This window comes from Streptomyces sp. NPDC056347 (assembly GCF_042262625.1).
GTDB lineage: Bacteria > Actinomycetota > Actinomycetes > Streptomycetales > Streptomycetaceae > Streptomyces.
Window position 1 is genome coordinate 19,540 of sequence record NZ_JBHJQP010000047.1, and the last position, 26,588, is coordinate 46,127.

The window sequence follows — 26,588 nt, forward strand, 5'->3', positions numbered from 1 at the left end:
ATCCGGACAACTCCTAGTAAGTACTCACTTACTGGACGCGTTGGGGATGCGATGACAGGATGCGGCCAATCTGCCCATTCCACCGGTCGGAAGGAGCCTCTGCGATGCAGGGCGACCCCGAGGTCCTTGAGTTCCTGAACGAGCAGCTGACGGCGGAACTGACCGCCATCAACCAGTACTTCCTCCACGCGAAGATGCAGGAGAACTTCGGCTGGACGAAGCTCGCAAAGTACACCCGCTCCGAGTCCTTCGACGAGATGAAGCACGCGGAGATCCTTACGGACCGCATCCTCTTCCTCGACGGGCTGCCCAACTACCAGCGGCTCTTCCATGTGCGGGTGGGGCAGACCGTCACCGAGATGTTCCAGGCCGACCGGCAGATCGAGGTGGAGGCGATCGACCGCCTCAAGCGCGGGATCGAGCTGATGCGCGGCAAGGGCGACATCACGTCGGCGAACATCTTCGAGTCGATCCTGGAGGACGAGGAGCACCACATCGACTACCTCGACACCCAGCTGGAACTGGTCGAGAAGCTCGGCGAGCCGCTGTACATCGCCCAGGTGATCGAGCAGCCCGACAGCTGACCGGCCAGGCGGGCCGGTCGGGACGGCTCGACCCGGCCGGTCAGGCCGCGTCGGAGAGCGGGGACTCCTGCTTCTTCCGGTCGAACAGCTCGCGGCGCGGACACGCGCCGCGGCCGAGCACGGCCTGGATGGCCCGGACACAGCCGCCGCAGTCGGTGCCCGCCTTGCAGACGGAGGCGATCTGCCGGGGGGTGCAGGCTCCGGCGTCCGCATGCTCCTTGACCTGCTTCTCCGTGATGCCGAAGCACGAGCAGACGTACACGCGGATTCACCTCCCGGGCGGGATCGGTCGTTCTCTGCCACCCCGTCTGTCGGTGAGGCATACCTAACCTTACCCGGCGCCGAAACGTGCCGAAAGCCTCCGGACGCCCTGTGGGGCACGGATCACATCGATCCGTGCCCCACAGTCGTGCGTCGTGCGCGTACCGCTTACTGGTCCCGGTACATCTCGGCGACCAGGAAGGCCAGGTCGAGGGACTGGCTGCGGTTGAGCCGCGGGTCGCAGGCCGTCTCGTAGCGCTGGTGCAGGTCGTCCACGAAGATCTCGTGCCCGCCGCCGACGCACTCGGTGACGTCGTCGCCGGTGAGCTCGACGTGGATGCCGCCGGGGTGCGTGCCGAGGGCCTTGTGCACCTCGAAGAAGCCCTTGACCTCGTCCAGGACGTCGTCGAAGCGGCGCGTCTTGTGGCCGGAGGCGGCCTCGAAGGTGTTGCCGTGCATCGGGTCGGTCACCCAGGCCACGGTGGCGCCGGAGGCGGTGACCTTCTCGACCAGGGTCGGGAGCTTGTCACGGACCTTGTCGGCGCCCATCCGGACGATGAAGGTCAGCCGGCCGGGCTCGCGGTCCGGGTCGAGGCGCTCGACGTAACCGAGTGCCTCCTCGACCGTGGTCGTCGGGCCGAGCTTGATCCCGATGGGGTTGCGGATCTTCGAGGCGAACTCGATGTGCGCGCCGTCCATCTGGCGGGTGCGCTCACCGATCCAGACCATGTGGCCGGAGGTGTCGTACAGCTCGCCGGTGCGCGAGTCGGTACGGGTCAGCGCCGACTCGTAGTCCAGCAGCAGGCCCTCGTGCGAGGCGAAGAACTCGACCGCCTTGAACTCGGCCGGGTCCGTCCCGCACGCCTTCATGAAGTTCAGCGCGTTGTCGATCTCGCGGGCGAGCGCCTCGTAGCGCTGGCCGGACGGGGACGACTTCACGAAGTCCTGGTTCCAGGCGTGCACCTGGCGCAGGTCGGCGTAACCACCGGTGGTGAAGGCACGGACCAGGTTCAGCGTGGAGGCGGACGCGTGGTACATCCGCTTCAGCCGCTCCGGGTCCGGGACCCGGGCCTCCTCGGTGAAGGCGAAGCCGTTGACGGAGTCGCCGCGGTAGGTCGGCAGGGTGACGCCGTCACGGGTCTCGGTGGACTTGGAGCGCGGCTTGGAGTACTGCCCGGCGATCCGGCCCACCTTGACGACGGGCACGGAGGCCGCGTACGTCAGCACGGCGCTCATCTGGAGCAGCGTCTTCAGCTTGGCGCGGATGTGGTCGGCCGACACGCCGTCGAAGGCCTCGGCACAGTCACCGCCCTGGAGCAGGAACGCCTCGCCCTTGGCGACGGCTCCCATACGGGCACGCAGCTGATCGCACTCGCCCGCGAAGACGAGCGGCGGATACGACGCGAGTTCCGCGAGTACATCGCGCAGAGCCTCGGCATCGGGGTACTCGGGCTGCTGCGCCGCGGGAAGGTCTCGCCAGGTGTGGCCACCGGCGACAGAGGTATTGGCGTTCACGGTCACGACTCCCACACTACGGGGTCCGGCGGCGGCACCCTCCCGAAAGCTCAATAGTTGAGACACGCGCTCGTTCGGCGCGGGTGTCGGTTAGGGTTCCGTACATGTTCGCGCAGACGACCCAGAACTGGTGGTGGACCGCTCATCCGGCGGCCCACTGATCGATCGCGCGCACAGACCACGCGAAGGCCGCCCGAGGGGCGGCCTTCTCCGCGTTTTCGGGAGCCGTTCCTCCGCACCGGAAGGAACCTCCCATGCCCCGCCAGTCCCCCACGCCGCACCGCACCGAGTCCGTCGTCGCCGGGCTGCTGCGCGAGGACGGCCCGCCGTTCGCGCTGCTGCGCAGGCGCACCCCCGGCCGCGACCACGACACCGTCGAGGTGCTGACCGGCCGGGTACGGGAGGCCGAGCGGCTCGCCGATCTCCCGGTCGGCCCGCTGCCCTCGCTCGCCCTGGTCCCGTTCCGGCAGATCGCCGAGCGCGGTTTCGACGTACGCGACGACGGGACGCCACTGTCCGTGCTGGTCGCCGACGCGACGTACGAGCTGCCGCTCGCCGAGGTGCTGGAGCAGCTGCCGGTGCGGGACGTACGGGTCGAGGGCGGGGCGTTCGACGTCGGGGACGAGGAGTACGCCGGGATCGTGCGGCGGGTCGTCGAGGACGAGATCGGGCGGGGCGAGGGCGCGAACTTCGTCGTCCGGCGGACCTTCCGGGGCGAGATCCCCGGCTTCGGCCGGGCTGACGCGCTGGCTCTCTTCCGGCGGCTGCTGGCCGGTGAGCGCGGCGCGTACTGGACCTTCGTCGTGCACACCGGGGCCAGGACGCTGGTCGGCGCCAGTCCGGAGGTGCATGTGCGGATGTCGGGCGGGACGGTGGTGATGAACCCGATCAGCGGGACGTACCGCTACCCCGCCGGGGGCCCGACCGCGGAGAGCCTGCTGGCCTTCCTCGCCGACCGCAAGGAGACCGAGGAGCTCTCCATGGTGGTCGACGAGGAGCTGAAGATGATGTGCACCGTCGGCGACATGGGCGGGGTGGTGGTCGGGCCGCGGCTCAAGGAGATGGCCCACCTCGCCCACACCGAGTACGAGCTGCGCGGGCGTTCCTCGCTGGATGTGCGGGAGGTGCTGAAGGAGACCATGTTCGCGGCGACGGTCACCGGCTCCCCGGTGCAGAACGCCTGCCGGGTCATCGAGCGGTACGAGCCCGGCGGGCGCGGCTACTACGCGGGGGCGCTGGCGCTGCTGCGGCAGGAGCCGGACGGCGCGCAGAGCCTGGACTCGCCGATCCTGATCCGTACCGCCGACATCTCGGCCGGCGGCGAGCTGCGGGTGCCGGTCGGGGCGACGCTGGTGCGCCACTCCGATCCGGACGGCGAGGTCGCCGAGACCCATGCGAAGGCGGCCGGGGTGCTGGCCGCCCTCGGGGTGCGCCCCGGCCGGCCGCGGGACGAGGCGTCCCGGCCCCGCCTGGCGGCCGACCCCCGGGTGCGGGCGGCGCTGGACGCCCGGCGGGACGGCCTCGCCCCGTTCTGGCTGCGGATGCAGGAGCGCGCCCGCGACCTGTCCGGCCGGGCCCTGGTGGTCGACGGCGAGGACACCTTCACCGCGATGCTGGCACACCTGCTGCGCTCCTCGGGCCTGGACGTGTCGGTGTGCCGCTTCGACGAGCCTGGGCTGCGGGAGCGGGTACGGGCGCACCGGGGGCCCGTCGTGCTCGGGCCCGGGCCCGGGAATCCGGGCGACGCCGCCGATCCGAAGATGCGGCTGCTGCGCGGCCTGGCCGCGGAACTGGTCCGGGACCACCGGCACGGGCTGCTGGGGGTCTGCCTGGGCCATGAGCTGATCGCGGCCGAGCTGGGTCTGGAGATCGTCCGCAAGACCGTCCCGTACCAGGGCGCGCAGACCCGGATCGACCTGTTCGGGCGGCCGGAGACGGTCGGCTTCTACAACAGCTTCACCGCGCGCTGCGACGCGGACGCGGTCACGGAGCTGGCGGCGCACGGCATCGGGGCGAGCGTGGACGCGGCAACCGGTGAGTTGCACGCGCTGCGCGGGCCGGGGTTCGCCTCGGTGCAGTTCCACCCGGAGTCGGTGCTGACGCTGCGCGGGGCGGGGATCGTGTCGGAGCTGCTGGCGGGGCTGCCGGTGGCGGGCTGAGGGGGCGGGCGGTCCCGGCGCCTCAGCCCTTCGGGGCCGCCGGGACCAGTACGTTCTCGCTGCGGCGGCCGGCCAGGTAGTCGGCGACGTTCCGCACGGTGGTGTCGATGATCTGGCCCACCGCGTCCTCGGTGTAGTACGCCTGGTGGGAGGTGACGATGACGTTCGGGAAGGTGACGAGCCGGGCCAGGGTGTCGTCGTCGATGCCCTCCAGCGACTTGTCGAGGAAGAAGAGCCCGGCCTCCGCCTCGTAGACGTCGAGTCCGACGCCCAGGAAGCGGCCCGCGCGCAGTTCGGCGACGAGTGCGGTGCTGTCGATGAGCCCGCCCCGGCTGGAGTTGACCAGGATCGCGTCGTCCTTCATCCGGGCCAGGGCGTCCGCGTCGATGATGTGGTGGGTGGCGGGGAGCAGCGGGACGTGCAGGCTGATCAGGTCGGCCTCGGCGAGCAGCTGCTCCCTGGGCACGTAGGTCATGCCGAGGCCGACGCAGGCGGGGTTCTCCGCGACGTCCCAGCCGAGCAGCTTCATGCCGAAGCCGTGGGCGATGCGGGTGAAGGCCTCGCCGATCTTCCCGGTGCCGATCACGCCCGCGGTGCGGCCATGCATGTCGCGTCCGAGGAGTCCGTCGAGCCGGAAGTCGAAGTCGCGGGTGCGGCTCGCGGCGCGGATGATCCGGCGGTTGACGGCCATCGCGAGGGTCCAGGCGAATTCCGCGACGGAGTACGGCGAGTAGGAGGAGACGCGGGCGACCCGCAGGGCGAGGCGCTCGGCGACGTCGAGGTCGATGTTGTTGAAGCCGGTGGAGCGCTGGGCGATCATCTGTGTGCCGCCCGCCGCGAGGGTCTGGAGCACTCTGGCCCCGAGGTCGGCGTTGACGCTGGTGGAGATGATCTCGTAGCCCGCCGCGATGGGGGCGGTGTCCCTGTTCAGGAAGACGTCCAGGCAGCGGACCTCGTGCTGTCCCGCGAAGGCCCGCTCGATCAGCGGCTTCTCGTCGGACTGCACACCGAAGGCCAGGATCTCCACGGCTTCTCCCGTCGCTCGCGCGGACCGGCGTCCGGGACCCGGTGCCGGGACCGGGCCCCGCCCCTGTGCCGGTCCTCGCGAATATACGGTCCGCCCGGCCGCCCCGCCGCTCGGACCGGGCGGCGGGCGGGTGGTGCTCAGGCGTCGTCGAGGCCGCGCTCGATGGCGTAGCGCACCAGCTCCACGCGGTTGTGCAGCTGGAGCTTGCCGAGGGTGTTCTGCACGTGGTTCTGCACGGTGCGGTGCGAGATGACCAGCCGTTCGGCGATCTGCTTGTACGAGAGTCCCTTGGCGACCAGCCGGAGGACCTCGGTCTCGCGTTCGGTGAGCCGGGGTGCCTTGGGCTCGTCGGCGGCGGCCGGTGCGGGGTCGGAGGCGAGCCTGCGGTACTCGCCGAGGACCAGTCCGGCCAGGCCCGGGGTGAAGACCGGGTCGCCGACGGCGGTCGACCGCACGGCCTCGGTCAGCTCCTGCGTGCTGGCCGACTTGAGGAGGTATCCGGTGGCGCCGGACTTGACCGCCTCCAGGACGTCGGCGTGCTCGCCGCTCGCGGAGAGCACCAGCACCCGCAGTCCGGGGTGGGAGCCGACGAGCTCCTTGCAGACCTGGACGCCGGGCATTCCGGGGAGGTTGAGGTCGAGCACCAGGACGTCGGGGGAGGCGGCCTTCGCCCTGCGGACCGCCTGCGGTCCGTCACCCGCGGTCGCCACCACGTCGAAGCCGGACTCGGACAGGTCGCGGGCGACGGCGTCGCGCCACATCGGGTGGTCGTCCACCACCATCACCCTGATGGGGTGTTCCGGGCCGCCCCCGGTGGTCTCCGTGCTCATCTCGCTGTTCCCGCCTTCCCCCGTGGATCCTTCGAAACCTTCGAAACCTTCGGCATCCTCAGCTCGACCTCGGTGCCCTGGCCGGGGACCGAGATCAGCTCGGCCGTGCCGCCCAGGTCGCGCAGCCGGCCGCGGATCGACAGGGCCACCCCCATCCGGCCCTCGCCCTCGGCCTGGGCGAGCCGGCCCTCCGGGATTCCGGGGCCGTCGTCGCGGACCGTCACGATCACCTCGTCCGGCCAGTCCTCGACGAGGATCCAGGCCTGGGCACTCTCCCCCGCGTGCGCCCTGACATTGTCCAGCGCGGCGCCGACGGCGGCCGCCAGTTCGCGCGCGGCCGCCGGGGCGAGCAGCACCGGGGCGCCGGGCTCGGCGAAGCTGGTCCGGGAGCCCGCGTGCGGGGCGAGCAGGGAGCGCAGGTCGCAGGGGGCGTTGCCGGACGGCTCGTCGTCGGCCTCCACCCGGCGGACCACGGCGCCCTCGGCGGCGTCCTCGGAGACCCGGTCGGCCGGCACCAGCCCGCTGGAGACCAGGCTGCGCAGGGCGATCTCCTGCTCCCCGGCGAGCCTGCCCAGCTCGGCCGCCTCGCCGCCGAGCGCGGTGCCGCGGCGCTGCACCATCGCGAGGACCTGGAGCACGCTGTCGTGGATGTCGCGGGCCAGCCGCTCCCGTTCGCGGGTGGCGGCCTCGATCTCCAGGGCTCGGGCGAGAGTGCGCTCACTGGCGCGGGCGACCTCGACGACGTACCCGATCGCGATGGAGGCGACCCAGACCAGCAGCACGTTGTGGAAGGTGTCCCGGCTGGGGTCGCCGCGTTCGACGATGTTGGCGACGGCGACGAAGGTGGAGGCGAAGGCGGCCCAGCGCCAGCCTCCCTTGATCGCGAAGGCCAGCACCGAGCCCGCGGTCCAGATCGACGGCAGCGTCGGGCCGTCGACCTGCTGGGCCTCGAAGTCGGCGAGCGGGGTGAGGAGTATCCCGGCGAGCGCGATCGCCAGGTCCGCGCCGAGGAAACGCCTGGTGCAGGCGGTGGCGCCCGCGACCTTCGGGAGGGTGGCGAGCGTCCAGACCACCATCACCGTCAGGAAGACGACGGCCACCCACGGCCGGTCGTACTTCGCCCGTCCGAAGACGGAGAGCAGCACCGCGTAAATCATGGTGAGAATGCGGTACGCGGTCAGCGCACGCCACAGCGGCTGCTCGACCGACATCCGTACGACGCGCACGCGCCCGGCCACTTCCCCACACCCCCCGGACGGCACCGGCGCGCGCACGCGCCGTACCGTTCCTTCAGTCCTGTGCCCCGGACCCGTCGTTCCTGTGCTTCTCCGCCTCGGCCCTGTGCTTCGCCTCTTCGGCGATCTGCCGCTTGGCGGCCGTCGCGTAGATGTCGACGTACTCCTGGCCGGAGAGCTTCATGATCTCGTACATCACCTCGTCGGTGACCGAGCGAAGGATGAAGCGGTCCCCGTCCATGCCGTGGTAGCGGCTGAAGTCGAGCGGCTTGCCGATCCGGATGCCCGGGCGCATCAGCTTGGGCATCACCTGGCCGGGCGGCTGGATCTTCTCCGTGTCGATCATCGCGACGGGGATGACGGGCGCGCCGGTGGCCAGCGCCACCCGGGCGAGACCGCCGGGCTTGCCGCGGTAGAGGCGGCCGTCGGGCGAGCGGGTGCCTTCCGGGTAGATGCCGAACAGGCCGCCGCTCTCGATCACCTGGATGCCCGCCTTGATGGCCGCCTCACCGGCGCCGCGGGTGCCGGAGCGGTCCACCGGGAGCTGGCCGACGCCCTTGAAGAAGGCGGCGGTCAGCTTGCCCTTCACGCCGGTGCCGGTGAAGTACTCGGACTTGGCGATGAAGGTGACCTTGCGGTCCAGGACGGCCGGCAGGAAGAAGGAGTCGGAGAACGACAGGTGGTTGCTCGCGAGGATCGCCGGTCCCTGCGCGGGGATGTTCTCCAGGCCCTCCACCCACGGCCGGAAGGCGAGCTTCAGCCCTCCGCCGATGGAGAACTTCATTGCGCCGTAGATCAACTCGGGTGCCTCCTGTGTGCTGTCCGACAGACCATATCCCGTGCGCGGCCCGGCACGGGGCCGTTGCGGCGGCCCGTGCCGGTGACGGCCCTGGTCGGTGTCAGCCCGGTCGCGTACGGTGAAGCAATCCTCTTCACTACTCCCCTTTTGCGCTCCCCCGCGAGCCTCACGAACAGGAGACCTTGGTGCCGGTCCTTCCCGGAGCCGAGCCGTTCCGCCACGAGGGCGGAGAGGTCGGCGTCCTCCTCTGTCACGGATTCACCGGTTCCCCGCAGTCGCTGCGCCCCTGGGCCCGTTATCTGGCGGAGCGCGGGCTCACCGTCTCGCTGCCGCTGCTGCCGGGGCACGGCACCCGCTGGCAGGACATGCAGCTCACCGGCTGGCAGGACTGGTACGCGGAGGTGGACCGGGAGCTGCGCGCCCTGCTGGAGCGGTGCACCCGGGTCTTCGTCTTCGGGCTGTCCATGGGCGGCGCGCTGACGCTGCGGCTGGCGGCGAAGCACGGCGAGGCGATCAGCGGCCTGGTGCTGGTCAACCCGGCGAACAAGGTGCACGGTCTGGCGGCGCACGCGCTGCCGGTCGTCCGCCATCTGGTGCCCACGACGAAGGGGCTGGCCAGCGACATCGCCCTGGCGGGTTCCGACGAGGTGGGGTACGACCGGGTGCCGCTGCACGCGGCGCACTCGCTGCGGAAGTTCTTCCGGCTGGTCGACGCCGAGCTGCCCCAGGTCACCCAGCCGATCGTGCTGCTGCACAGCCCGCAGGACCATGTGGTGCCGCCCGTGGACTCGGCGCGCATCCTGAGCCGGGTGTCGTCGACGGACGTCGAGGAGATCCTGCTGGAACAGAGCTACCACGTGGCGACGTTGGACCACGATGCGGAGCGGATCTTCGACGAGAGCTACCGGTTCATCGGCCGCCTCGCCCCGAGCGTCGGTAAGAAGGGGAGCACGTCAGGTGGCTGAGCACGACGCGGAGCGCGCGGGCAGCGAGGAGGAGCGCGAGCCGCTTCCCGCAGAGGGCGCGGCCGCGCCCGACGACGGCACGGGCCAGGAGGAGACCGCGCCCCGGACGGCCGCGCCGGGTGCCGGGGGCGGCGGCGAGGGGGCACCGGTCGACGAGGAGGCCGCGTGGCGGGCGATCGTCGCGGGGTACGGCGAGGAGCCGCCGGATCCGCCGGGCGCCAAGCCGTTCCGGTCGGTCGAGGACCTCGCGCTGCTGGAGAACGACGGGGCCGGCACCCCCGGCCCCGAGGGGCCCGGCACCCCGGAGATCGACAAGGGGCTCGGCAAGAAGCGGCCGAGGCCGCCGGAGAAGCCGCTCGGCAGCTCGGTCGTCTTCGCCCCCGGTGTGATGGGTCCGCGCGACTACGGGCTCCAGGAGCCGAAGGACGACGACCTCGACGAGAACGACGAGGGGCATTTCGTCCCCCCGGAGCCCCCGCCGCTGCCGGAGGCCGACGCCACGGCCAAGTTCGCCTGGCTCGGGGTGGTCGGCGGTCCGGTGCTGATGCTGCTCGCGGTGGTGCTGGGCTGGGAGATGACGTGGTGGTTCACCACGGTCTGCATCGGCGGCTTCCTGGGCGGTTTCGTCACGCTGGTGGCCCGGATGAACGACGACGGGGAGGACGACGACGACCCCGGGCGCGGCGCGGTGGTCTGAGCAGCCGCGGCCCTCAGGGCTTCAGTGCGGGGACCCGCAGCGCGGCCAGCACCGGAAGGTGGTCGGTGGCCGTGCGCAGGTCCGCGTCGGCGACCCCCGGCAGCCCGGCGGGGACGCCGCAGCCGAGCACCTCGATCCCGGGTGTCGCGAAGACCGCGTCGATCCGGCGCTCCGGGCGGCTTGCCGGGTAGGTGTGCTCGCCGCCCCAGGGGCGTACCGTCCAGCAGTCCTGGAGCCCGCCGGCCAGCCGGGCGAAGGCCCCGCCCGGCGGTACGTCGTTGAGGTCACCGGCCGCGACGGCGTGCTCGACGCCCATCGCGTCCATCCGCTCCAGCACCGCCCCGGCCTGGGCGAGGCGTTCCTCGCGCTGCAGGCTCAGGTGGAAGCTCAGCAGGCCGATCCGGGTGCCCGCGATCCGTACCACGGAGGTGGCCAGGCCCCTGCGGTGCTGCCCGGGGGTGAGCGGCAGCAGAACGTCCTCCGTGCGCTCCACCGTGGCCCGCAGCGAGCAGAGCAGCAGCGGACCGGCCGCCGTGGCGCCGCCGCCGAGGACGACCAGATCGGTGCGGGCGGCGAGCCAGGCGGCGCGCTTGCGCCAGCGGAAGAAGCGCGGGGCCTCCTGGATGAACACCAGATCGGGGGCGCAGGCGCCGATGACGCGGACCAGCGCTCCGGGGTCGTCGCGCATCGAGCGGATGTTGTAGCTCAGCACCCGGACGACGGCCGAACCATCCGGCTCGGTACGGGAGTCGGGCAGTGGCGTCAGGACCATGGGCCTCACGATACGACGGACGCCCGCCGCTCCCCCAGGGGCGCGACGGGCGTCCGTCGTGTCGTGCGCGGGTGCGGCTCAGCCCTGACGGGCCAGGTCCGCGGCACCGACCAGCCCGGCCTCGCCGCCGAGGCGGGCGGCGAGCACCTGGGCGTGCGGGCGCCATTCGCCGCCGATCAGCCAGCGCCGGAAGGACTTGCGGATCGGGTCGAGGACCAGCTCGCCCTCGTCCGAGACCCCGCCGCCGACGATGAACGCGGACGGGTCGAAGAGCGAGGCGAGGTCGGCGAGTCCGGCACCGGCCCAGCGGGCCAGCTCGCGGAAGGAGTCGATCGCCACCGGGTCGCCCTGCCGGGCGGCCTGGCTGATGTGCTTGCCCTCGATGCCGTCCACCGTGCCGTCGCCGAGCGACAGCAGGACCGTGGCGTTCTCGGGGGTGGCGTTGGCGCGCTGCCGGGCGTAGCGGACCAGCGCCCGGCCGGAGGCGTACTGCTCCCAGCAGCCCTGGCTGCCGCAGCCGCAGAGCAGACCGTCCGGGACGACCCGGATGTGGCCGAACTCGGCGGCCACGCCGAAGCGTCCGCGGCGCAGCTTGTTGCCGATGATGATGCCGCCGCCGAGCCCGGTGCCGAGCGTGATGCAGATGACGTCGTCGTGGCCCTGTCCGGCGCCGAAGCGGTACTCGCCCCAGGCGGCGGCGTTGGCGTCGTTCTCCACGACGACCGGGAGGCCGACGCGCTGCTCGACCTTGTCCTTCAGCGGTTCGTGCCGCCAGTTGATGTTCGGGGCGAACAGCACGGTGGCGCGCTTGTCGTCGACGTATCCGGCGGCGCCGATGCCGACGGCCTCGATGCTCCGGCCCTCGCTCGCACCGGACACGGCCGTCGCGATCGCGTCCACGATGCCGTCGGCGGTCGGCGGGGTCGGCACCTTGTGCGTGGAGAGGATGCGGCCCTCTTCGTCGACCACGCCAGCTGCGATCTTCGTGCCGCCGATATCGACGCCGATGGTGAGTCCCATGAATCCCTCAGTTCCGGTCGTGCCCCGCTGGGGCAACCGTACCCGAGCCGGGAGCCCGCCCAGCGGCGCCGGTCAGTCGAGGTCGATGTGCTCGCCCGCGGCGGGCGGCTCGTCGCGCGGGTCGGTGGGATCACCGGCCCGCTTCTCCGTACCGGCCCCGTCGGCGGCGGCCCCGTCGGCGGCGGTACGGGTCCAGCGGCGCTCCTGGCCCTCGACGGCGGAGCGGTAGGCGGCGAGCAGTTCGCTGCCGGCCGCGGCGATGTGGTCGAAGACCTCGGGGTTGCGCTCGATGACGGGCTCGACCGCGGACCTGGCCTGCTTGATGATCTGCTGCACCGTGCCCTGGGCCGCGGCGCCGAGCAGCGGCGTCTGGAGGGACGAGACCTTCTCGGCGACGGCGTCGACCAGCTTGCGCAGCTCCTCCGCGGCGGAGCCGGGCGGCGGGCCGTGCTGGGCGCGGCGGCGGGCCTTCTCCGCTTCGAGGTCCTCGGCGCAGGCGCTCGCCCACGCGTCGTCGTCGGCGGGACGATCGGTGGCTTCGCTCATGGCGGACTCCTGCGACGTGGTGTGCGGCGGCCCGGCGTACGCGGTCGCCTGCTACCGACGTTACCCGAACGGCCGGGTGCCGTTCAGCCCGTCCGGGGCCAGAGGCCGGGGTCCGGGGTGAAGCGGACCCGGAGCAGTCCGTCGGTGAGCGAGGCGCCGGAGACGGTGCAGCGGCGCAGCCCGGACTCCAGTGGCACGGTCCGGTGGAACGGGCCCACCGTGAGCAGCAGTTCGTCGCCGCGGCGGACCAGCCGGAGGTCCTTCTTGGCGGCGCCGGGCAGCGGCAGGCACCAGACCAGGACCGGTGCGCCGTCGTCGGTGGGCGGGGTGCTCACGATCCGGCTGCCGGGCAGCAGGGCGCCGAGGCCGTCCGGGGCGTCGGGCACCTCGATCCACCAGGGGTCCTCGGCCCGGCCGGGGCCCGGTACGCCGGGTTCCGCGGCGGGTGCGGCGTGCTCGGCGAGGCGGGCGAGGTCGTCCAGGCCGCGCGGGTCGCGGCCCAGGTGGGGCACCTCGCGCAGCTCGGCGTGGGGCGCCCACTCCGCCCGCCAGCGGTCGACGGTCTTCTCCTGCTGTGCGGCGAGCCCGGCGAACCAGGGGTCGGCCGCGTGCCGGGGCAGGAGGCGGTTCACCGCGAGGGTGTCGACCCGCAGCCCGTGCAGGGCGAGGCCGGTGCGGGCGGTGCGCAGGGCGTCCTCGGCGGCGGGGCCGGGCTCGGCGACCAGCCGGAGCGTGGTGGCGCGGTCCTCTATCAGGGCCTGGACGGCGGCCAGCTCGGCGTCCTTGCGGGCGGCCGCCTCGTACAGCCACTGGGCGGGCATGGGGACCCCGGCGAGCTGGGCGAGCATCGGGCGCAGGGCGCGGGCGGCCTGCCGCTCCGGGGGCAGCAGCCTGCGCAGATAGCGGCGCAGCCGGGCAGGGAGGGAGAGCAGGTCGAGAGCCTCGCGCAGCGGTGGCAGGTCGACGACCAGGAGGTCGTGGCCGCGGCGCGACCAGTCGCCCTCGGCGGCGCGGCGCAGGCTGTGCAGCAGGGCGAGCTGGGTGCTGCCGGGGAGTTCGGTGATCTCCTCGCCGTCCAGCCGGTTGCCGCCGAGCAGGTCGAGGACGCCGGACGCCCGGTCCTGGAGGGCGAGGAGCTCGCCGCGGAAGTGTTCGGCGGAGTCGATGCGGGCGGTCCACAGCCCGTCGGTGACCTCGGTGGGTTCGCTCTCCCCGGGGAGGCCGGGTATGCCGTCGGCGGTCAGCAGCAGGGCGCGCTCGCCGCGGCGGGCGGCGGCCAGCGCGGTGGCCGCCGCGACGGTGGTACGGCCCGCGCCGCCGGGGCCGGTGACGAGGACCGTACGCATCCGGGTCAGGCCTTCGGGACGGACTCGACGCGCTTCTTCAGACCGGCCAGGGCGCGGTCGATGATGACCTTCTCCGCCTTGCGCTTGATCATGCCGAGCATCGGGATCTTGACGTCGACGGTCAGCAGGTAGGTGACCTCGGTGCGGTCGCCGCCGAGGTCGGTCAGGATGTAGGAGCCGTCGATGGCGCGCAGCATCTGGGACTTGACGAGCGTCCAGCTGACCTCGTTCCCGCCGGTCCAGGTGTAGGCGAGGGTGTGGTCGTCCTTGATCGCTCCGGCGTCGAGGACGAGCCGGACCTGCTCGGCGCGGCCCTGCCCGTCGGTGGCGAGGACCTCGGCCTCCTTGACCTCTCCGGTCCACTCCGGGTAGCGGGCGAAGTCGGCGATCACGCCCATGACGTCGGCCGGTGCCGCCTCGATCGTGATGCTCGACCTGGTGTGTTCAGCCATCGCTGTGGCTCCTCCAGTGCGGTGTACCCGGTGCGTCGGCAGAGACCCTGCCGTCAGAAGGCTATCGCGTGTGCGCGGTGCCCCGTCCCGGGGTCCGGCGCCCGGCGCGGTCACCACTCCAGGGCCCATGGCCTGCCGGTGGACGCGAAGTGACCGACGTTCACACACTCGGTGGCGCCGATCCGCATCCGGCGCACCAGCGGCTGGTGGACATGGCCGAAGAGGGCGTAGCGGGGGCGGGTCGCGCGGATGGCCTCCAGCAGTGCCCGGCTGCCGCGTTCGAAGCGGCGCGCCACGGTGTCGTAGGTCAGCTCCGGCACCTCGGGCGGGATGTGGGTGCAGAGCACGTCGACCGGGCCGAGCGCCTCGATCTTCGCCGCGTACTCCTCGTCATCGATCTCGTACGGGGTCTTCATCGGGGTTCGCAGTCCGCCGCCGACGAAGCCGAAGACCCGGCCGCCGATCTCGGCCCGCTGCCCGTCCAGGACGGTGGTGCCGGGGTGGGCGTACTCGGACCAGAGGTCCGGGATGTCGACGTTGCCGTAGGTGGCATAGGTGGGTGCCGGGAAGGCGGCGAAGAGTTCGGCGTACTGTCTGCGCACCGCGGAGACGATCGCGGCGTCGCGGTCGATGCCCGCCCACAGGCTCCGGCCGAACGCGCGCGCCTCCTCGAAGCGGCGCGCGGTGCGCAGGGCGACGATCCGGTCGGCGTTCTCCACACCGAAGAGGTCGGGGAAGATGCCGCGGGAGTGGTCGGCGTAGTCGAGGAAGAGCACCAGGTCGCCGAGGCAGACCAGTGCGTCGGCGCCGTCCCCGGCGCGGGCCAGTGCCTCGCTGTTGCCGTGCACATCGCTGACCACATGGACACGTGTGCGCTTCCTCGCGCCCCGTACGACCCGCTCTCCCACTGCCATGGCGATCACCCTAGAACTCCGCCCGTCACCTCGGTAGGCCCCACCGACCTGCGCATATCGCCGCCCTGTCCGACGGGTGGACTACTGTGCGGCCAAGGATCACCGCGATGTGTGACGCATAAGACATCTGGCCCGGACCCCCTATCGGGAACCTTGTACTCGTGGGTAACGTCCGGGCAGTCCAGTTGTGCTCGTCCCACCGAGCACGAGCCAGTCTTGGACCGCAGCCGGTGCGTCACACAGAGCCGTGGCACCGGAGCCCGATGAGGAGCAGCAGTCTTGCGCGAGTTCAGCCTTCCGGCCCTGTACGAGGTCCCCTCGGACGGCAACCTGACGGATCTCATCCGCCGCAATGCCGCTCAGCATCCCGATGTCGCGGTGATGAGCCGCAAGGTGGCGGGCGTCTGGACCGACGTCGACGCCCGGCAGTTCCTGGCCGAGGTCAGGGGCGTCGCCAAGGGACTGATCGCGGCCGGCGTCGAGCCGGGTGACCGGGTGGCCCTGCTCTCGCGGACCCGGTACGAGTGGGTGCTGTTCGACTTCGCGATCTGGAGCGCGGGCGCGGTCACCGTCCCGGTGTACGAGACCAGCTCGCCCGAGCAGATCCAGTGGATCCTCGGTGACTCCGGCGCCGTGCTCTGCCTGGTGGAGTCCGCCGGGCACGAGGCGTCCGTGGAGTCCGTCCGGGCCGACCTGCCCGCGCTGAAGAGCATCTGGCAGATCGACGACGACGCGGTCCGGCGGCTCACCGCGAGCGGTGCGGACGTCCCGGACGAGACGCTGGACCTGCGGATGGCGACGGCCAAGGCGGACGACCCGGCCACCATCGTCTACACCTCGGGCACCACCGGCCGCCCGAAGGGCTGTGTGCTCACGCACCGCAGCTTCTTCGCCGAGTGCGGCAACGTGGTGGAGCGGCTGAAGCCGCTGTTCCGTACCGGCGAGTGCTCCGTGCTGCTCTTCCTGCCCGCCGCGCACGTCTTCGGACGACTGGTCGAGGTGGCGTCGGTGATGGCCCCGATCCGGCTGGGCTGCGTACCCGACATCAAGCACCTCACCGAGGAGCTGGCCTCGTTCCGGCCCACGCTGATCCTCGGCGTCCCCCGGGTCTTCGAGAAGGTCTACAACGGGGCGCGCGCCAAGGCGCAGGCCGACGGCAAGGGCAAGATCTTCGACAAGGCCGCCGACACCGCGATCGCCTACAGCCAGGCCCTGGACACCCCGCAGGGCCCGTCCTTCGGACTGCGGGTGAAGCACAGGATCTTCGACAAGCTCGTCTACGGAAAGCTGCGCGCGGTGCTCGGCGGCCGCGGCGAGCACGCGATCTCCGGCGGCGCCCCGCTGGGCGCGCGGCTCGGCCACTTCTACCGCGGCATCGGCTTCACCGTCCTGGAGGGCTACGGCCTGACGGAGTCCTGCGCGGCCACCGCCTTCACCCCGTGGGACCGGCAGAAGGTCGGTACGGTCGGCCAGCCGCTGCCGGGCTCGGTGGTGCGGATCGCCGACGACGGCGAGGTGCTGCTGCACGGCGAACACCTGTTCACGGGCTACTGGAACAACCCGTCGGCGACCGCCGAGGCACTGGCCGACGGCTGGTTCCACACCGGTGACATCGGCACGCTCGACGAGGACGGCTACCTCACGATCACCGGCCGCAAGAAGGAGATCATCGTCACCGCGGGCGGCAAGAACGTCGCCCCCGCCGTGATCGAGGACCGCATCCGCGGGCACGCCCTGGTCGCCGAGTGCATGGTGGTCGGCGACGGGCGGCCGTTCGTGGGCGCGCTGGTCACGCTGGACGAGGAGTTCCTGGGCCGCTGGGCCGCGGAGCACGGCAAGCCGGCCGGTTCGACGGCCCGGTCGCTGCGCGAGGACCCGGAGCTGCTGGCCGAGGTGCAGCGGGCGGTGGACGACGGGAACGCGGCCGTGTCCAAGGCCGAATCGGTCCGCAAGTTCCGCATCCTGGACGCCCAGCTGACCGAGGAGGCGGGCCACATCACGCCCTCGCTGAAGCTGAAGCGGAACGTGGTGGCGAAGGACTTCGCGGACGAGATCGAGGCGATCTACCGGGGCTGACCGCCGCCGGTACGAGAGAGGGGCCCGCACACGCACGGTGCGGGCCCCTCTCCCGTACGGTCAGAGCAGCGCCCGCAGCCGCTCCGCGAGCAGGTCCCAGCGCCACTTCTCCTCGACCCAGGCCCGCCCGTTCTCGCCCATCCGCCGCCGCAGCTCCGGGTCCTCCAGCAGGGTGACGATCCGCTCGGCCGACTCCTGCGCGCTGCCGCCGCGCACCACCCACCCGGTCTCGCCATCGAGCACCGCGTCGGGCGCGCCGCCCGAGTCGCCCGCCACCACCGGCAGTCCGGTCGCCGACGCCTCCAGGAAGACGATGCCCAGGCCCTCCACGTCGAGGCCGCCGCGCCGGGTGCGGCACGGCATGGCGAAGACGTCGCCGGCGCCGTAGTGCGCCGGCAGCTCCTCCCAGGGCACCGGCCCGGTGAACCGCACCGCGTCGGCGACCCCGGTCGCGGCGGCCAGCTTCCGCAGCTCATCGGCGTACGGTCCGCCGCCGACGATCAGGAGCACCGCGTCCGGCACCCTGGCCAGGATCGCGGGCATCGCGCGGATCAGGGTGTCCTGGCCCTTGCGCGGCACGAGCCGGGACACGCAGACGACGACGGGCCGGTCCGCGAGGCCGAGCGAGGCCCGCACCCGCTGCCCGCCCGAGTCGGGGTGGAAGGTCTTCTCGTCGACGCCGGGCGGCAGCTGGACCATGCGCGCCGCGGCCCCGCGGGTGAGCGCGGGGGCGATCCGGGAGCGGGTGTACTCCCCCAGGTAGGTGATGGTGTCCGTGGACTCGCCGATCCGCCGCAGCAGCTGCCGGGAGGCGGGCAGCTGGGCCCAGCCCGCCTCGTGGCCGTGGGTGGTGGCGACCAGGCGGCGGGCCCCGGCCCGGCGCAGCGCCGGGGCCATCAGCCCGAGCGGGGCGGCGGCGCCGAACCAGACGGAGGTGCAGCCGTGCTCCCGCAGCAGCCCCGCCGCGCGCCGGGTGACCCGCGGGGTCGGCAGCAGCATCGTGGTGGGGTCGCGCACGACGGTGAAGGGCTGTTCGGCGTCGAAGGCTGCGGTGGCCGCCACGCCCTCGGGGCTCCGCTTCCAGGTGGAGGCGTACACGACGATCCGTCCGGGGTCCAGGCGCAGCGCCATGTTGTGCAGGAAGGCCTGGATGCCGCCGGGGCGGGGCGGGAAGTCGTTGGTCACGATCAGGGTCTTGTCCATCGCGGCCGACAGTACCGGGCCAGGTCCGATGGCTCCGGCACCGGCCGGGCGGGCATCATGGCTCCTCGCACCCGTCGGCGGGTGCGAGGGGGCGTCCGGCCGTTCAGGGGGCGGGCATCCCCGGGGACGAACGGATGAGGCGGCATGACGGGATCGGCGGGCGCACGCTGCGCGGTCGTGGTGTGGGTCCTGACCAGGGTGGCGCTGCTGCTCTGCGTCACCAAGGCGATCACCCTGCCCGGACCGGACGTGACCAGCGACGTCTCGGCGATCTACCACGGCTGGTCGGAGGTCCTGAAGAGCGGTACGTACCCGCGGGAGGACGTCACCTGGCAGTATCCGCCGCTGGCCGCGCTCGCGGTCCTCTCCCCCGGGCTGCTGCCGATGCTGGACTACACCTCGGCGTTCTTCGTCCTGGCGTGCGGCTGCGATCTGCTGGTGCTGGGGCTGCTGCTGTACGCGGGCCGGGGCGAGGGCCGGTGGCAGGCGGGCACCTGGGTGTGGGTGGCGGGGGTGCCGCTGCTCGGCACGACCGCGTACGCCCGGTACGACGTGATGGTGACGGCGGTGGCGGTGGCGGCGCTGCTGGCGGGGGTGCGGCATCCCCGGGTGCTGGGGGCGGGGGCGGCGGTGGGCGCGCTGCTGAAGGTGTGGCCGGCGCTGCTGCTGGCGGGTACGGCGCGCGGGCGGCGGACGCGGCTGGCGTGGGGTGCCGCGGCGGTGACGGGGACCGTGCTGCTGGCGGGGTGTGTGCTGGCGGCGCCGGGTGCGCTGGCCTTCCTCGGCTTCCAGCGGGACCGGGGCACCGAGGTCGAGTCGCTGGGCGGGCTGGTCTTCCATGTGGCGCGGCAGTTCGGCTGGTCGGGCCGGGTGGAGCTGCACTACGGCTCGCTGGAGTTCCTGGGGCCGCGGGTGGAGCTGGTGAGCACGCTCGCGCTCGGGCTGTCGGTGCTCGCGCTGGGCTGGCTGGTGCTGTGGCGGCTGCGGGCCCGTGAGTTCACGGTGAGCACCCCGGCCGACGCGGCGTTCGCGGCGGTGCTGCTGTTCACCACGACGAGCCGGGTGATCAGCCCGCAGTACATGCTGTGGCTGGTCGGGCTGGCGGCGGTCTGTCTGGTCTTCCGGGGCGGCCGGATGGTGCTGCCCGCCGTTCTGGTGCTGGTGGCGACGGCGGTCACCCAGGGGGAGTTCCCGCTCGGCTTCGTGCACGTGGTGTCCAGCGACGCGACCGGGGTGACGCTGATGTTCGTGCGCAACGGGCTGCTGGTGGCGGCGACGCTGATCGCCTGTCACCGGCTGTGGCGGCGTACGGTGCCGGGGGCCGGGGGCGCCGACGCGTCCGCGGTCGGTACCGGCCGCGTGGCGGAGCCGGTCGGTTCCTGAGCGGTGCTCAGCCGAGGTGGGTGCGCAGCCAGGTGCGCCAGAGCGCGGTGAACCGCGCCGGGGTGGTGCCGAGCACCTCGCCCAGGGCCTGTTCGACCGCGCCGTCCCGCTCAGGTCGGGCGCCGACGGCACGGTAGAGGGCGAGCAGCTCCGGTTCGCCCCAGTGGTCGGCGATCAGTTGGCAGGCCGCCCAGCCGCCCTCGTACGCCCTGGCCAGGCGCTCCGGATCACCCGCGAAGCCGAAGTCCGCGTCGGTGGGGAGGGCGGCCGGCAGTTCGCCGCGCCGGACGGCGGCGGCCAGTTCGGGGGCGATCCGGTCGGGGGCCCGGCCCTCGCCGCGGTAGGCCGCCCAGTCGGCGAATCCCTCGGAGAGCCAGGCCGGGGTCGCGGCGGAGGTGTCGGCGCGGGTGGCGACGTGGGTGGTCTCGTGGGTGAGGACGATCCGCTGCCCGAACGTGCCGAGCGTGTCGTACGCCTCCGGGTTGACGATCACCCGGTCCGCGGGGTTGCGGCCCGGTTCGCCGGTCCTGCCGGTGGTGACGGCGGCGATGCCCCGGTAGTCGGCCGAGGAGCCCAGCAGCGCCGCCAGGTCCGCCGGGGTCCGGGGCACCAGCACCACCACCCGGCCCGCCCAGCGCTCCGGCCGGGCACCGGAGACGGCGGGGACCGCGCGGTCGGTGGTCCGGGCGATCGCGCGCAGCTCCCGGTCGGTGCGGCCGACGCCGAGCACCAGGCTGTGCGTGCCGCGCACCACCCGTACCGCGCCCTGCTGCCAGAGCTGCTGGACGCCGTCCGCGCCGGGCCGGTCACCGGTGACGTACCAGCGGCCGTCCGCGCGGTCCCGGCGCAGCTCGAGTACCCGGTCCGCGGTGACCGGGGCGGCGTCGTACCCGGTGATCCGGTAGCGCAGCTCCACATCGGCCCTGGCCCGGTCGGTGTCCCGGGCGGTCACCCGGACCAGCCGGTACTCCCAGGCGCTCAGCGGTACGTCGGCGAGGTTGCCGAGTTCCCGGCGCTGGGCGGTGCGCAGTGCGGTGGCGCCGGGGTCGGTGGTGGCCAGGTAGGCGTCCGGGTCGTGGTGGAGCACGGCGTCCGCGCGGCGGTCCAGGGTGGCGCGGACGGCCCGGTCGACGGTACGGGCCGGGGCGTCGTCGCCGGGGGCCGCGCAGCCGACGAGGAGCAGCAGCCCGGCGAGCAGCGCCGCCGCGCCGCGCCGCCCGCTCCGTACCCGCCCACGCCGTCCGCGTCCTTCGTTCACCCGGTCGAGAGTACGGGTCGTGCCCCGGGGGTCAGACGCGGGTGACGGAGGAGACGGGCATCATGCCGACCGGGTCGTAGCGGACCGAGGCGCCGGGGTACGGGGCGTGGATGACCTGGCCGTGGCCGACGTACATCGCGACGTGGCTGGCGTCCGCCCGGTAGACGACCAGGTCTCCGGGGCGGGCCTCGGAGAGCGGCACCATGTGGCCCGCGTACCGCTGGGCCTGCGAGGTGCGCGGCAGGCTGACCCCGGCCCGGGCGTAGGCCCACTGCATCAGCCCGGAGCAGTCGAACCCGGACGGCCCGTTGGCCCCCCAGACGTACGGGTGGCCCAGCGCCTGCCGGACGGCCAGGACGGCGGCGGCCGCGCGGGCGGAGCCGGCCGGCAGATCGGCCAGGTCCGGGAATCCGGTGTCGCGGCCGGAGCGCGAGGCCCGCTCGAACTCCGCCCGGTCGGCGCCGGTCAGCGTGGACAGCAGCCGCCTGGCCTCGGCGAGTTTGCGTTCGACGGTCCGCTTGTGGCGGGTGGCCGCCTCCCGGTTGTGCTCCAGTTCGGCCAGGGCACGGGCCGCTTCCGCGCGGGTCTGCTCCAGCCCGCGCCGGGCCTGCTGGAGCTGGTGGAGCCGGGCGGACTGAAGGCCCGTCACCCGGTCCAGCACGGCGGCCCGGTCGAGGTAGCTGTCCGGGTCGGAGGAGAGCAGCAGGGCCAGCGAGGGGTCGATGCCGCCGGAGCGGTACTGGGCGCTCGCCGCCGACCCGAGCACCGTGCGCAGCCGGTTGACCTGTTCCTGGTCGCGGGCCGCCCGGTCCTGGGCATGGGAGATCTCGCCGCGCAGCCTCCGGGTGTTCTCACCGGCCCGGTCGTACTGCTGGGTGGCCCGTTCCGCCTCGGTGTACAGCCGGTCGACGCGGGCCTTGGCGGTACGGGGGGCCGTCTGCGGGTCGGCACTGGCGGCGGTGGCCCCGAGGGTGGCGGCCGCGGTCGCCGCCGCGGCCGTCAGGACCGTGGCCCGGACGCCCGGGTTGAGGCCGGGCTGTGTGGAACGGCGATGGGACACCACAGAACGCCGCACTCCCTTCCGCTGTACGCAGACGCGCGCAGCCCCTGCCGCCCGGGGCGGGCGGACCGACGACCGGGAGCTGCACAGCAGACAGACAGTAGTCGGGTGATCACTCGCCGGCCATGGGCCGCGCCGGTCGGGTGGACGCCGGGAACGACGACGCCCCGCCGGTGACCTTGCGGTCTTTGGCGGGGCGGACGGTCTGCGCGGGCGCGGGAATTCGCCCGTTCGGGCGTCGTCAGCCGACGCGTACGCCGAACTGGAAGCTGCCGATGGTGTTCATCGACTCGTAGCGGACGAACGTGCCCGGGTACGGGGCGTGCAGCACGGTGTTGTTGCCCGCGTAGAGCGCCACGTGCGAGGTGTTGTTGAAGAACACCAGGTCGCCCGGCTTCAGCGCGCTGCGCCCGATCCGGACACCGTCGTTGACCTGGGTGTAGGTCACACGGGAGATCTGGACGTTGGCCTGGGCGTAGGCCCACTGGGTCAGCCCGGAGCAGTCGAAGGAGCCGGGGCCGGTGCCGCCCTTGCCGTACGGCTTGCCCACCTGGGTGGAGGCGGCCTGGAGGGCGGCGGCGCCCCAGGCGGAGGCGGGGGCCTCGTTGCCCAGCTCGACCCGGTCGCCGGCGTCGCGGCTGGCGCGCTGCTGCTCCTGGCGCATCTCCGTGCGCTCGGCGGCGGTCAGGGAGTTCAGCATCTGCTGGGCCTTGGCCAGCTTGGTCTGGAGTTCCTTCTTCTTCACGCCGAGGGTCTTGCGGACGTCCTCGAGGTCGCCGAGCTTGGCCTGGGCCTCCTTGCGCTGCTGCGCGAGGACCCGCTGCTTCTCCTGGATCTTGCCCAGGGTCTCGGTCTGCTTGGCCGTCAGCTGGTCGAGCGCCGAGGCCTCGTCGAGGTAGGTGTCCGGGTTGGACGAGAGGAAGAGCTGCACCGAGGGGTCGATGCCACCGGAGCGGTACTGCGCGGCGGCGAGCGAACCGAGGCCGTTGCGGAGCTTGTTGATCTCCTGCTGGCCGCGGGCCACCTTGTCCTGCAGCGCGCCGACTTCCTTCTCCAGCTTCTGCTGCTTCTCCTTGGCGCCGTAGTACTGCTCGTTGGCCTCGCCGGCGTCGTGGCTGAGCTTCTCGACCTTGGCCTTGACCTCGCTCTTGGACGGCTTGGGGTCGGCCTGGGCCGCCTGGGAGGACAGGGCTACGGCAGCGGTGGCGGCCGCGGTGATCACGGTCACACGGGCTCGGCTCGGCTGCTTGGGACGACGGTGGGACGCCACGAAGGCGAGCTCCTTCTTCCTCCAGCCGCCTACCGGGCTGTGGGGGATGCGGACTCCCCGGCTCCGTGCACGTCACGGACTCGGCGGTTCCTTCGCCGTCACCCCGGATGGGTGATCAACCGTGCGAAGGTTCGAAGGCCGACCCTAGTGACCGAGTTGTGATCAGTTCAAATCCTCACGCCAAAAATCTCGTCACACCACGCACTTCTTTACCCGCGACGCACGGGGCGTAGCGGCGAACTGACGGTCCGTTCCCCGATTTCCCCCGAGAACCGACAAGCAGTGACTAGACGCGCGAAAGGCGCTTCAGGAGCAAGACGGACGCAACGGGCCTGGCGCCCGCCTTCGCCACCCCGTCGGCGACCTCGCGGTCGGTGGAGACCACCACGACGGGCCGGCCCGGAGGCTCGGCGCGCGCCAGCTGACGGATCAGCTCGTCGGCGGTCACCCCGGGCTTGCTGAACAGCACCCGGACCCCGCGCGGCGGCGCCAGCAGCACCGGAGCCGCCAGCTCGGCCCCGTCGAAGACGCAGGTCACCTCGGCACCGGTCTGGGCGGCGAGCACCGAGAGACCGCCCAGCAGCCTCAACCGCTGCTTCTCCAGGGGCAGTTGCGGATAGCCGGTCTTGGTGACGTTGTAGCCGTCGATGATCAGGTGCGCCTGCGGCAGCGCGAGCAGCTGGTCCAGCAGGGCCGGATCGGTCTCCGAAAGGGCCCTGGCCGCGATGTCCTTGGGCGACATCCGGCCCGGCTCCACCGCGTCGACCCCGTCGGCGGGGCGCATCGAGGAGGGCGGCAGGGCCAGCTCCCGCCGGAGCCCGCTCGCCGCGTCGAGCACCGTGTCCAGCAGCAGCCGCAGCCGCATGTCCTCGACCGAACGGCCCTCCCGGGCGGCCCGGCGGCCCGCCTCCACGGCCGCCTCCGCCTCCGCGAGCCGCGCCTTGAGCCGACGGCTCTCACTCTCCGCCGCCGAGACCTGGGCGGCCGCCTCGGACCGTACGGTCTCGGTCTCGGCCCGGCTGCGGCGCAGCGCCGCCTCGCCGCGCCTGACCTCGTTGACGGCACTGCGCAGCTTGCGCTGGAGGGCGTCGGCCTCCTTGCGGGCCGCGTCCAGCTCGGTACGCAGCCGCTCCGTCTCGTCCTTCGTGTGGGAGCGGGCCCGCTCCAGCTCCTCGCGCAGCCGCTCCAGCTCGCGGCGGCCCTCCTCACCGGCCCGCTCGGCGTCGGCGCGCTGGACCTCCTCGCCCGCGGCGGCGACCAGCTTCACCCAGCCCACCGGGCGCAGCACATAGGCCGCCGCGGCCACGTCGACGGGGTCGGCCGCGGCGGGCGGCGCACCGGCCTCCAGGGCGGCGGCCAGCTCCGGCTGCCCCTCCTTGAGCCGCTCGCCGATGCGCTGCCGGAACAGCGCGTCGCCCTCCAGGGCGGCCGCCATGGCGTTCCCGGCGAACTTGGCGCGCCGGGTCGGGGTGAAGCGGGCGTACTGGCGCAGCTGGGCCGGGAGTTCGGTGACCGTCAGGCCGCCGAACGCGTCCGCCACCAGCGCGACGACCCGTCGCCGTACCCCTTCGGGCAGCGGACGGTCGAGCACCTCGGCGGCGTCGCCGGCCGACTCGGCCGCTCCGGCGCCGCTCGCGGGCTGCTCCACCATCCGTCACCCCAAAAAGTCTGTGGGCGCGGCTCCGTCAGGAGTCGGCACCCGGCCTGTCCACCAGTTCGATCTGATCCACCGCGTTGCACCAACGGCATCGGACCGACTCGATGGTCTCACTGACCACCTCGCGTTCCTCGACGGTGGCCACACCGGCCAGGTCGAGATGGACATATTCGACGACCTTCGAGGAACGCGTCACGTCGAAGCGCGTGAGATTTCCGCAGAGCGTGCAGCGCCAGCGGGTCCCGTCGGTCGGCTGGGGAACCGTCGTCATCGTTGCGTCCTCTTTCGTCGAGCCTCGTGCCACTTGCTTCAAGGATCTCGCGGTGCGCCGTCGAACTGCGGATGTCCTGCCGTAACCCTACGGCCTCACCGCGTCCCCCAGACACGGCGAGGCGGTCTGTCCCGTTCCCTCCGCTTGCGTCATGCTCTGTTCATGATCGATCCGCGAGCCGTGGCGGGCCGGGTGACCGGCGGGCTGCTCCGCACGGTCACCCCCGGCGGACCGCTGGTGACCCATTCCCTGATCGCGGCCTGCGTCGTGGTCTTCGCGATCAGTCCGCTCTCCGGCCTCCGCCGGGTCCATGGCGGCACCGATGCCGTGCTGGCCTCCCAGGCCGGGTACTTCGAGCGCTGGGGCGTGATCCCGAGCGAGCTGTGGGAGGGCTCCGGGCACGCCCTGCTCACCCCGCTCACCGCCCTCTTCGTGCACGGCAGCTGGCTCCACCTGCTCGGCAACATGCTCTTCCTGTACGTGTTCGGGGCGATGGCCGAGGAGCGGATGGGCCGGGCCGGGTTCACCTTCTTCTACGTGATCAGCGGCTACCTCGCCCTGATGGCCTACGCCGCCGCGCACGCCGCCTCCGACCAGACGCTGGTGGGCGCCTCGGGATCGATCTCGGCGGTGCTCGGGGCCTTCCTGTACCTCTTCCCCCGGGCCCGGGTCACCAGCCTGTTCCCGTTCCTCTTCTTCCTGCCGCTGCGCTTCCCCGCCTGGATCGTGCTGGTCTTCTGGTTCGTCCTGCAGTGGCTGGCGGTCCAGGGCGCGGGGAACGACGGGCCGGGCGTGGCCTACCTGTCCCACGTGGTGGGCTTCGCCCTGGGCTTCCTCTACGCATGGGGGCGATACCGGCGTACGGATAGAGTGAAGGCACCAGCCGCGGCCACCGAGGGAGAACGTCAGCCGTGATCACCGCGATCGTGCTCATCAAAACCAGCGTGGACCGGATTCCCGAGATCGCCGAGGCCATCGCCGCGCTGGACAGTGTCAGCGAAGTCTTCTCGGTCACCGGTACGTACGACCTGATCGCCATGGTCCGGGTGGCCAGGCACGACGATCTGGCCGATGTCATCCCCGGCCGGATCAGCAAGATCCCCGGCGTCGAGGCCACCGACACGCACGTGGCCTTCCGCACCTACTCGCAGCACGACCTGGAGGCCGCCTTCGCCATCGGCCTGGACGCGTAGGCACCTCTTCACGACACCTCGGCGGGGGGGGGGGCGGGGGTGCCCCGCCCCCCCCCCGAGCGTTTGGAAAGGTGTCACCCCCCCCCCCCCGACCC

At 72.7% G+C, this 26,588-nt stretch carries 27 protein-coding genes; 9 read left to right on the forward strand and 18 right to left on the reverse strand.

What is annotated here, in order from left to right:
- Window positions 1-104: 104 nt before the first annotated feature.
- Window positions 105-584, forward strand: a complete 480-nt coding sequence (bfr, locus tag ACFCV8_RS13670; RefSeq protein WP_376685505.1) for a bacterioferritin — start codon at window positions 105-107, stop codon at window positions 582-584.
- Window positions 585-624: 40 nt separating this feature from the next.
- Here bfr and ACFCV8_RS13675 read toward each other — a convergent pair whose 3' ends face one another.
- Entirely contained in the window at window positions 625-846 is a 222-nt protein-coding gene (locus ACFCV8_RS13675; protein ID WP_376685506.1) for a bacterioferritin-associated ferredoxin, read from the reverse strand.
- Window positions 847-1,013: 167 nt separating this feature from the next.
- Window positions 1,014-2,366, reverse strand: coding sequence for a class II 3-deoxy-7-phosphoheptulonate synthase (locus tag ACFCV8_RS13680; protein WP_376685507.1), 1,353 nt, complete (start codon window positions 2,364-2,366; stop codon window positions 1,014-1,016).
- Window positions 2,367-2,464: 98 nt separating this feature from the next.
- Here ACFCV8_RS13680 and ACFCV8_RS13685 point away from each other — a divergent pair, with 98 nt between their 5' ends.
- Window positions 2,465-2,521 (forward strand): trp operon leader peptide, encoded by a 57-nt coding sequence (locus ACFCV8_RS13685; protein ID WP_078513512.1) that lies wholly within the window; start codon window positions 2,465-2,467, stop codon window positions 2,519-2,521.
- A 93-nt stretch (window positions 2,522-2,614) separates the two neighbouring features.
- Window positions 2,615-4,519 carry an anthranilate synthase family protein gene (locus tag ACFCV8_RS13690; RefSeq protein ID WP_376685508.1) on the forward strand — a complete coding sequence of 635 codons (1,905 nt, stop codon included), beginning with the start codon at window positions 2,615-2,617 and terminating at the stop codon, window positions 4,517-4,519.
- A 22-nt stretch (window positions 4,520-4,541) separates the two neighbouring features.
- Here the strand turns inward: ACFCV8_RS13690 and ACFCV8_RS13695 are convergent, their stop codons facing one another.
- The 4 genes from ACFCV8_RS13695 to ACFCV8_RS13710 all read right to left on the reverse strand — a co-directional run bounded on the left by ACFCV8_RS13695 (window position 4,542) and on the right by ACFCV8_RS13710 (window position 8,410).
- On the reverse strand, window positions 4,542-5,546 hold the full coding sequence (locus tag ACFCV8_RS13695; RefSeq protein WP_376685509.1) for a 2-hydroxyacid dehydrogenase: 1,005 nt from the start codon (window positions 5,544-5,546) through the stop codon (window positions 4,542-4,544).
- Window positions 5,547-5,683: 137 nt separating this feature from the next.
- Entirely contained in the window at window positions 5,684-6,376 is a 693-nt protein-coding gene (locus tag ACFCV8_RS13700; RefSeq protein WP_376685510.1) for a response regulator, read from the reverse strand.
- Window positions 6,373-7,614: a MacS family sensor histidine kinase gene (macS, locus tag ACFCV8_RS13705; protein ID WP_376685511.1), complete on the reverse strand. Its 1,242-nt coding sequence runs from the start codon at window positions 7,612-7,614 to the stop codon at window positions 6,373-6,375. The genes ACFCV8_RS13700 and macS overlap by 4 nt, the downstream gene beginning before the upstream one ends.
- 52 nt (window positions 7,615-7,666) lie before the next feature.
- Window positions 7,667-8,410, reverse strand: a complete 744-nt coding sequence (locus ACFCV8_RS13710; protein WP_376685512.1) for a lysophospholipid acyltransferase family protein — start codon at window positions 8,408-8,410, stop codon at window positions 7,667-7,669.
- A gap of 185 nt (window positions 8,411-8,595) precedes the next feature.
- On the opposite strand from ACFCV8_RS13710, the gene ACFCV8_RS13715 reads away from it, so the two are divergent.
- Together ACFCV8_RS13715 and ACFCV8_RS13720 are read left to right on the forward strand one after the other, a co-directional pair.
- The gene (locus ACFCV8_RS13715) at window positions 8,596-9,375 is read left to right on the forward strand and encodes an alpha/beta hydrolase (RefSeq protein WP_376685513.1); all 780 of its coding nucleotides are present in this window, start codon (window positions 8,596-8,598) and stop codon (window positions 9,373-9,375) included.
- On the forward strand, window positions 9,368-10,072 hold the full coding sequence (locus tag ACFCV8_RS13720; RefSeq protein WP_376685514.1) for a hypothetical protein: 705 nt from the start codon (window positions 9,368-9,370) through the stop codon (window positions 10,070-10,072). The genes ACFCV8_RS13715 and ACFCV8_RS13720 overlap by 8 nt, the downstream gene beginning before the upstream one ends.
- Before the next feature lie 13 nt (window positions 10,073-10,085).
- Here the strand turns inward: ACFCV8_RS13720 and ACFCV8_RS13725 are convergent, their stop codons facing one another.
- The 6 genes from ACFCV8_RS13725 to ACFCV8_RS13750 all read right to left on the reverse strand — a co-directional run bounded on the left by ACFCV8_RS13725 (window position 10,086) and on the right by ACFCV8_RS13750 (window position 15,122).
- Complete coding sequence (locus tag ACFCV8_RS13725; RefSeq protein WP_376685515.1) at window positions 10,086-10,844, reverse strand: endonuclease/exonuclease/phosphatase family protein; 759 nt, start codon at window positions 10,842-10,844, stop codon at window positions 10,086-10,088.
- Between the two features lie 78 nt (window positions 10,845-10,922).
- Entirely contained in the window at window positions 10,923-11,864 is a 942-nt protein-coding gene (locus ACFCV8_RS13730; protein WP_376685516.1) for an ROK family glucokinase, read from the reverse strand.
- A 72-nt stretch (window positions 11,865-11,936) separates the two neighbouring features.
- Window positions 11,937-12,410 (reverse strand): DUF5304 domain-containing protein, encoded by a 474-nt coding sequence (locus tag ACFCV8_RS13735; RefSeq protein WP_376685517.1) that lies wholly within the window; start codon window positions 12,408-12,410, stop codon window positions 11,937-11,939.
- Window positions 12,411-12,493: 83 nt separating this feature from the next.
- Complete coding sequence (locus ACFCV8_RS13740; protein ID WP_376685518.1) at window positions 12,494-13,756, reverse strand: ArsA family ATPase; 1,263 nt, start codon at window positions 13,754-13,756, stop codon at window positions 12,494-12,496.
- Window positions 13,757-13,761: 5 nt separating this feature from the next.
- A complete protein-coding gene (locus ACFCV8_RS13745) occupies window positions 13,762-14,208 on the reverse strand; it encodes an SRPBCC family protein (protein ID WP_376685519.1) in 447 nt (148 codons plus the stop codon).
- 110 nt (window positions 14,209-14,318) lie between these two features.
- Window positions 14,319-15,122 (reverse strand): metallophosphoesterase, encoded by an 804-nt coding sequence (locus tag ACFCV8_RS13750; RefSeq protein WP_376685520.1) that lies wholly within the window; start codon window positions 15,120-15,122, stop codon window positions 14,319-14,321.
- A gap of 279 nt (window positions 15,123-15,401) precedes the next feature.
- Here ACFCV8_RS13750 and ACFCV8_RS13755 point away from each other — a divergent pair, with 279 nt between their 5' ends.
- Window positions 15,402-17,198: an AMP-dependent synthetase/ligase gene (locus tag ACFCV8_RS13755; RefSeq protein ID WP_376685521.1), complete on the forward strand. Its 1,797-nt coding sequence runs from the start codon at window positions 15,402-15,404 to the stop codon at window positions 17,196-17,198.
- 60 nt (window positions 17,199-17,258) lie between these two features.
- On the opposite strand, the gene ACFCV8_RS13760 is transcribed toward ACFCV8_RS13755, so the two are convergent.
- Window positions 17,259-18,401: a glycosyltransferase family 4 protein gene (locus ACFCV8_RS13760; RefSeq protein ID WP_376685522.1), complete on the reverse strand. Its 1,143-nt coding sequence runs from the start codon at window positions 18,399-18,401 to the stop codon at window positions 17,259-17,261.
- Window positions 18,402-18,545: 144 nt separating this feature from the next.
- Between ACFCV8_RS13760 and ACFCV8_RS13765 the strand changes: the two genes are divergently transcribed.
- Window positions 18,546-19,784, forward strand: a complete 1,239-nt coding sequence (locus ACFCV8_RS13765) for a glycosyltransferase 87 family protein (RefSeq protein WP_376685523.1) — start codon at window positions 18,546-18,548, stop codon at window positions 19,782-19,784.
- Window positions 19,785-19,791: 7 nt separating this feature from the next.
- Here the strand turns inward: ACFCV8_RS13765 and ACFCV8_RS13770 are convergent, their stop codons facing one another.
- The 5 genes from ACFCV8_RS13770 to ACFCV8_RS13790 all read right to left on the reverse strand — a co-directional run bounded on the left by ACFCV8_RS13770 (window position 19,792) and on the right by ACFCV8_RS13790 (window position 25,300).
- Complete coding sequence (locus ACFCV8_RS13770) at window positions 19,792-21,042, reverse strand: hypothetical protein (protein ID WP_376685524.1); 1,251 nt, start codon at window positions 21,040-21,042, stop codon at window positions 19,792-19,794.
- A 31-nt stretch (window positions 21,043-21,073) separates the two neighbouring features.
- Window positions 21,074-22,105: an NlpC/P60 family protein gene (locus tag ACFCV8_RS13775; protein WP_376685525.1), complete on the reverse strand. Its 1,032-nt coding sequence runs from the start codon at window positions 22,103-22,105 to the stop codon at window positions 21,074-21,076.
- A 238-nt stretch (window positions 22,106-22,343) separates the two neighbouring features.
- Window positions 22,344-23,372 carry an NlpC/P60 family protein gene (locus ACFCV8_RS13780; protein WP_376685526.1) on the reverse strand — a complete coding sequence of 343 codons (1,029 nt, stop codon included), beginning with the start codon at window positions 23,370-23,372 and terminating at the stop codon, window positions 22,344-22,346.
- Window positions 23,373-23,658: 286 nt separating this feature from the next.
- Window positions 23,659-25,020, reverse strand: a complete 1,362-nt coding sequence (locus ACFCV8_RS13785) for an NYN domain-containing protein (protein WP_376685529.1) — start codon at window positions 25,018-25,020, stop codon at window positions 23,659-23,661.
- A gap of 37 nt (window positions 25,021-25,057) precedes the next feature.
- Window positions 25,058-25,300, reverse strand: a complete 243-nt coding sequence (locus ACFCV8_RS13790) for a hypothetical protein (protein WP_376685527.1) — start codon at window positions 25,298-25,300, stop codon at window positions 25,058-25,060.
- A gap of 162 nt (window positions 25,301-25,462) precedes the next feature.
- Here ACFCV8_RS13790 and ACFCV8_RS13795 point away from each other — a divergent pair, with 162 nt between their 5' ends.
- Complete coding sequence (locus ACFCV8_RS13795) at window positions 25,463-26,215, forward strand: rhomboid family intramembrane serine protease (RefSeq protein WP_376685528.1); 753 nt, start codon at window positions 25,463-25,465, stop codon at window positions 26,213-26,215.
- Entirely contained in the window at window positions 26,212-26,493 is a 282-nt protein-coding gene (locus tag ACFCV8_RS13800) for an Lrp/AsnC family transcriptional regulator (RefSeq protein ID WP_072483264.1), read from the forward strand. The genes ACFCV8_RS13795 and ACFCV8_RS13800 overlap by 4 nt, the downstream gene beginning before the upstream one ends.
- Window positions 26,494-26,588 lie beyond the last annotated feature (95 nt).

Bases quoted from the DNA above. Each gene is read 5' to 3' on its own strand.
- ACFCV8_RS13765 (WP_376685523.1), top strand. From the start codon at position 18,546: ATGACGGGATCGGCGGGCGCACGCTGCGCGGTCGTGGTGTGGGTCCTG.
- bfr (WP_376685505.1), top strand. From the start codon at position 105: ATGCAGGGCGACCCCGAGGTCCTTGAGTTCCTGAACGAGCAGCTGACG.
- ACFCV8_RS13730 (WP_376685516.1), bottom strand. From the start codon at position 11,864: ATGGGACTCACCATCGGCGTCGATATCGGCGGCACGAAGATCGCAGCT.
- ACFCV8_RS13725 (WP_376685515.1), bottom strand. From the start codon at position 10,844: ATGGTCCTGACGCCACTGCCCGACTCCCGTACCGAGCCGGATGGTTCG.
- ACFCV8_RS13745 (WP_376685519.1), bottom strand. From the start codon at position 14,208: ATGGCTGAACACACCAGGTCGAGCATCACGATCGAGGCGGCACCGGCC.
- ACFCV8_RS13735 (WP_376685517.1), bottom strand. From the start codon at position 12,410: ATGAGCGAAGCCACCGATCGTCCCGCCGACGACGACGCGTGGGCGAGC.
- ACFCV8_RS13795 (WP_376685528.1), top strand. From the start codon at position 25,463: ATGATCGATCCGCGAGCCGTGGCGGGCCGGGTGACCGGCGGGCTGCTC.
- ACFCV8_RS13700 (WP_376685510.1), bottom strand. From the start codon at position 6,376: ATGAGCACGGAGACCACCGGGGGCGGCCCGGAACACCCCATCAGGGTG.
- ACFCV8_RS13740 (WP_376685518.1), bottom strand. From the start codon at position 13,756: ATGCGTACGGTCCTCGTCACCGGCCCCGGCGGCGCGGGCCGTACCACC.
- ACFCV8_RS13690 (WP_376685508.1), top strand. From the start codon at position 2,615: ATGCCCCGCCAGTCCCCCACGCCGCACCGCACCGAGTCCGTCGTCGCC.
- ACFCV8_RS13790 (WP_376685527.1), bottom strand. From the start codon at position 25,300: ATGACGACGGTTCCCCAGCCGACCGACGGGACCCGCTGGCGCTGCACG.
- ACFCV8_RS13760 (WP_376685522.1), bottom strand. From the start codon at position 18,401: ATGGACAAGACCCTGATCGTGACCAACGACTTCCCGCCCCGCCCCGGC.
- ACFCV8_RS13750 (WP_376685520.1), bottom strand. From the start codon at position 15,122: ATGGCAGTGGGAGAGCGGGTCGTACGGGGCGCGAGGAAGCGCACACGT.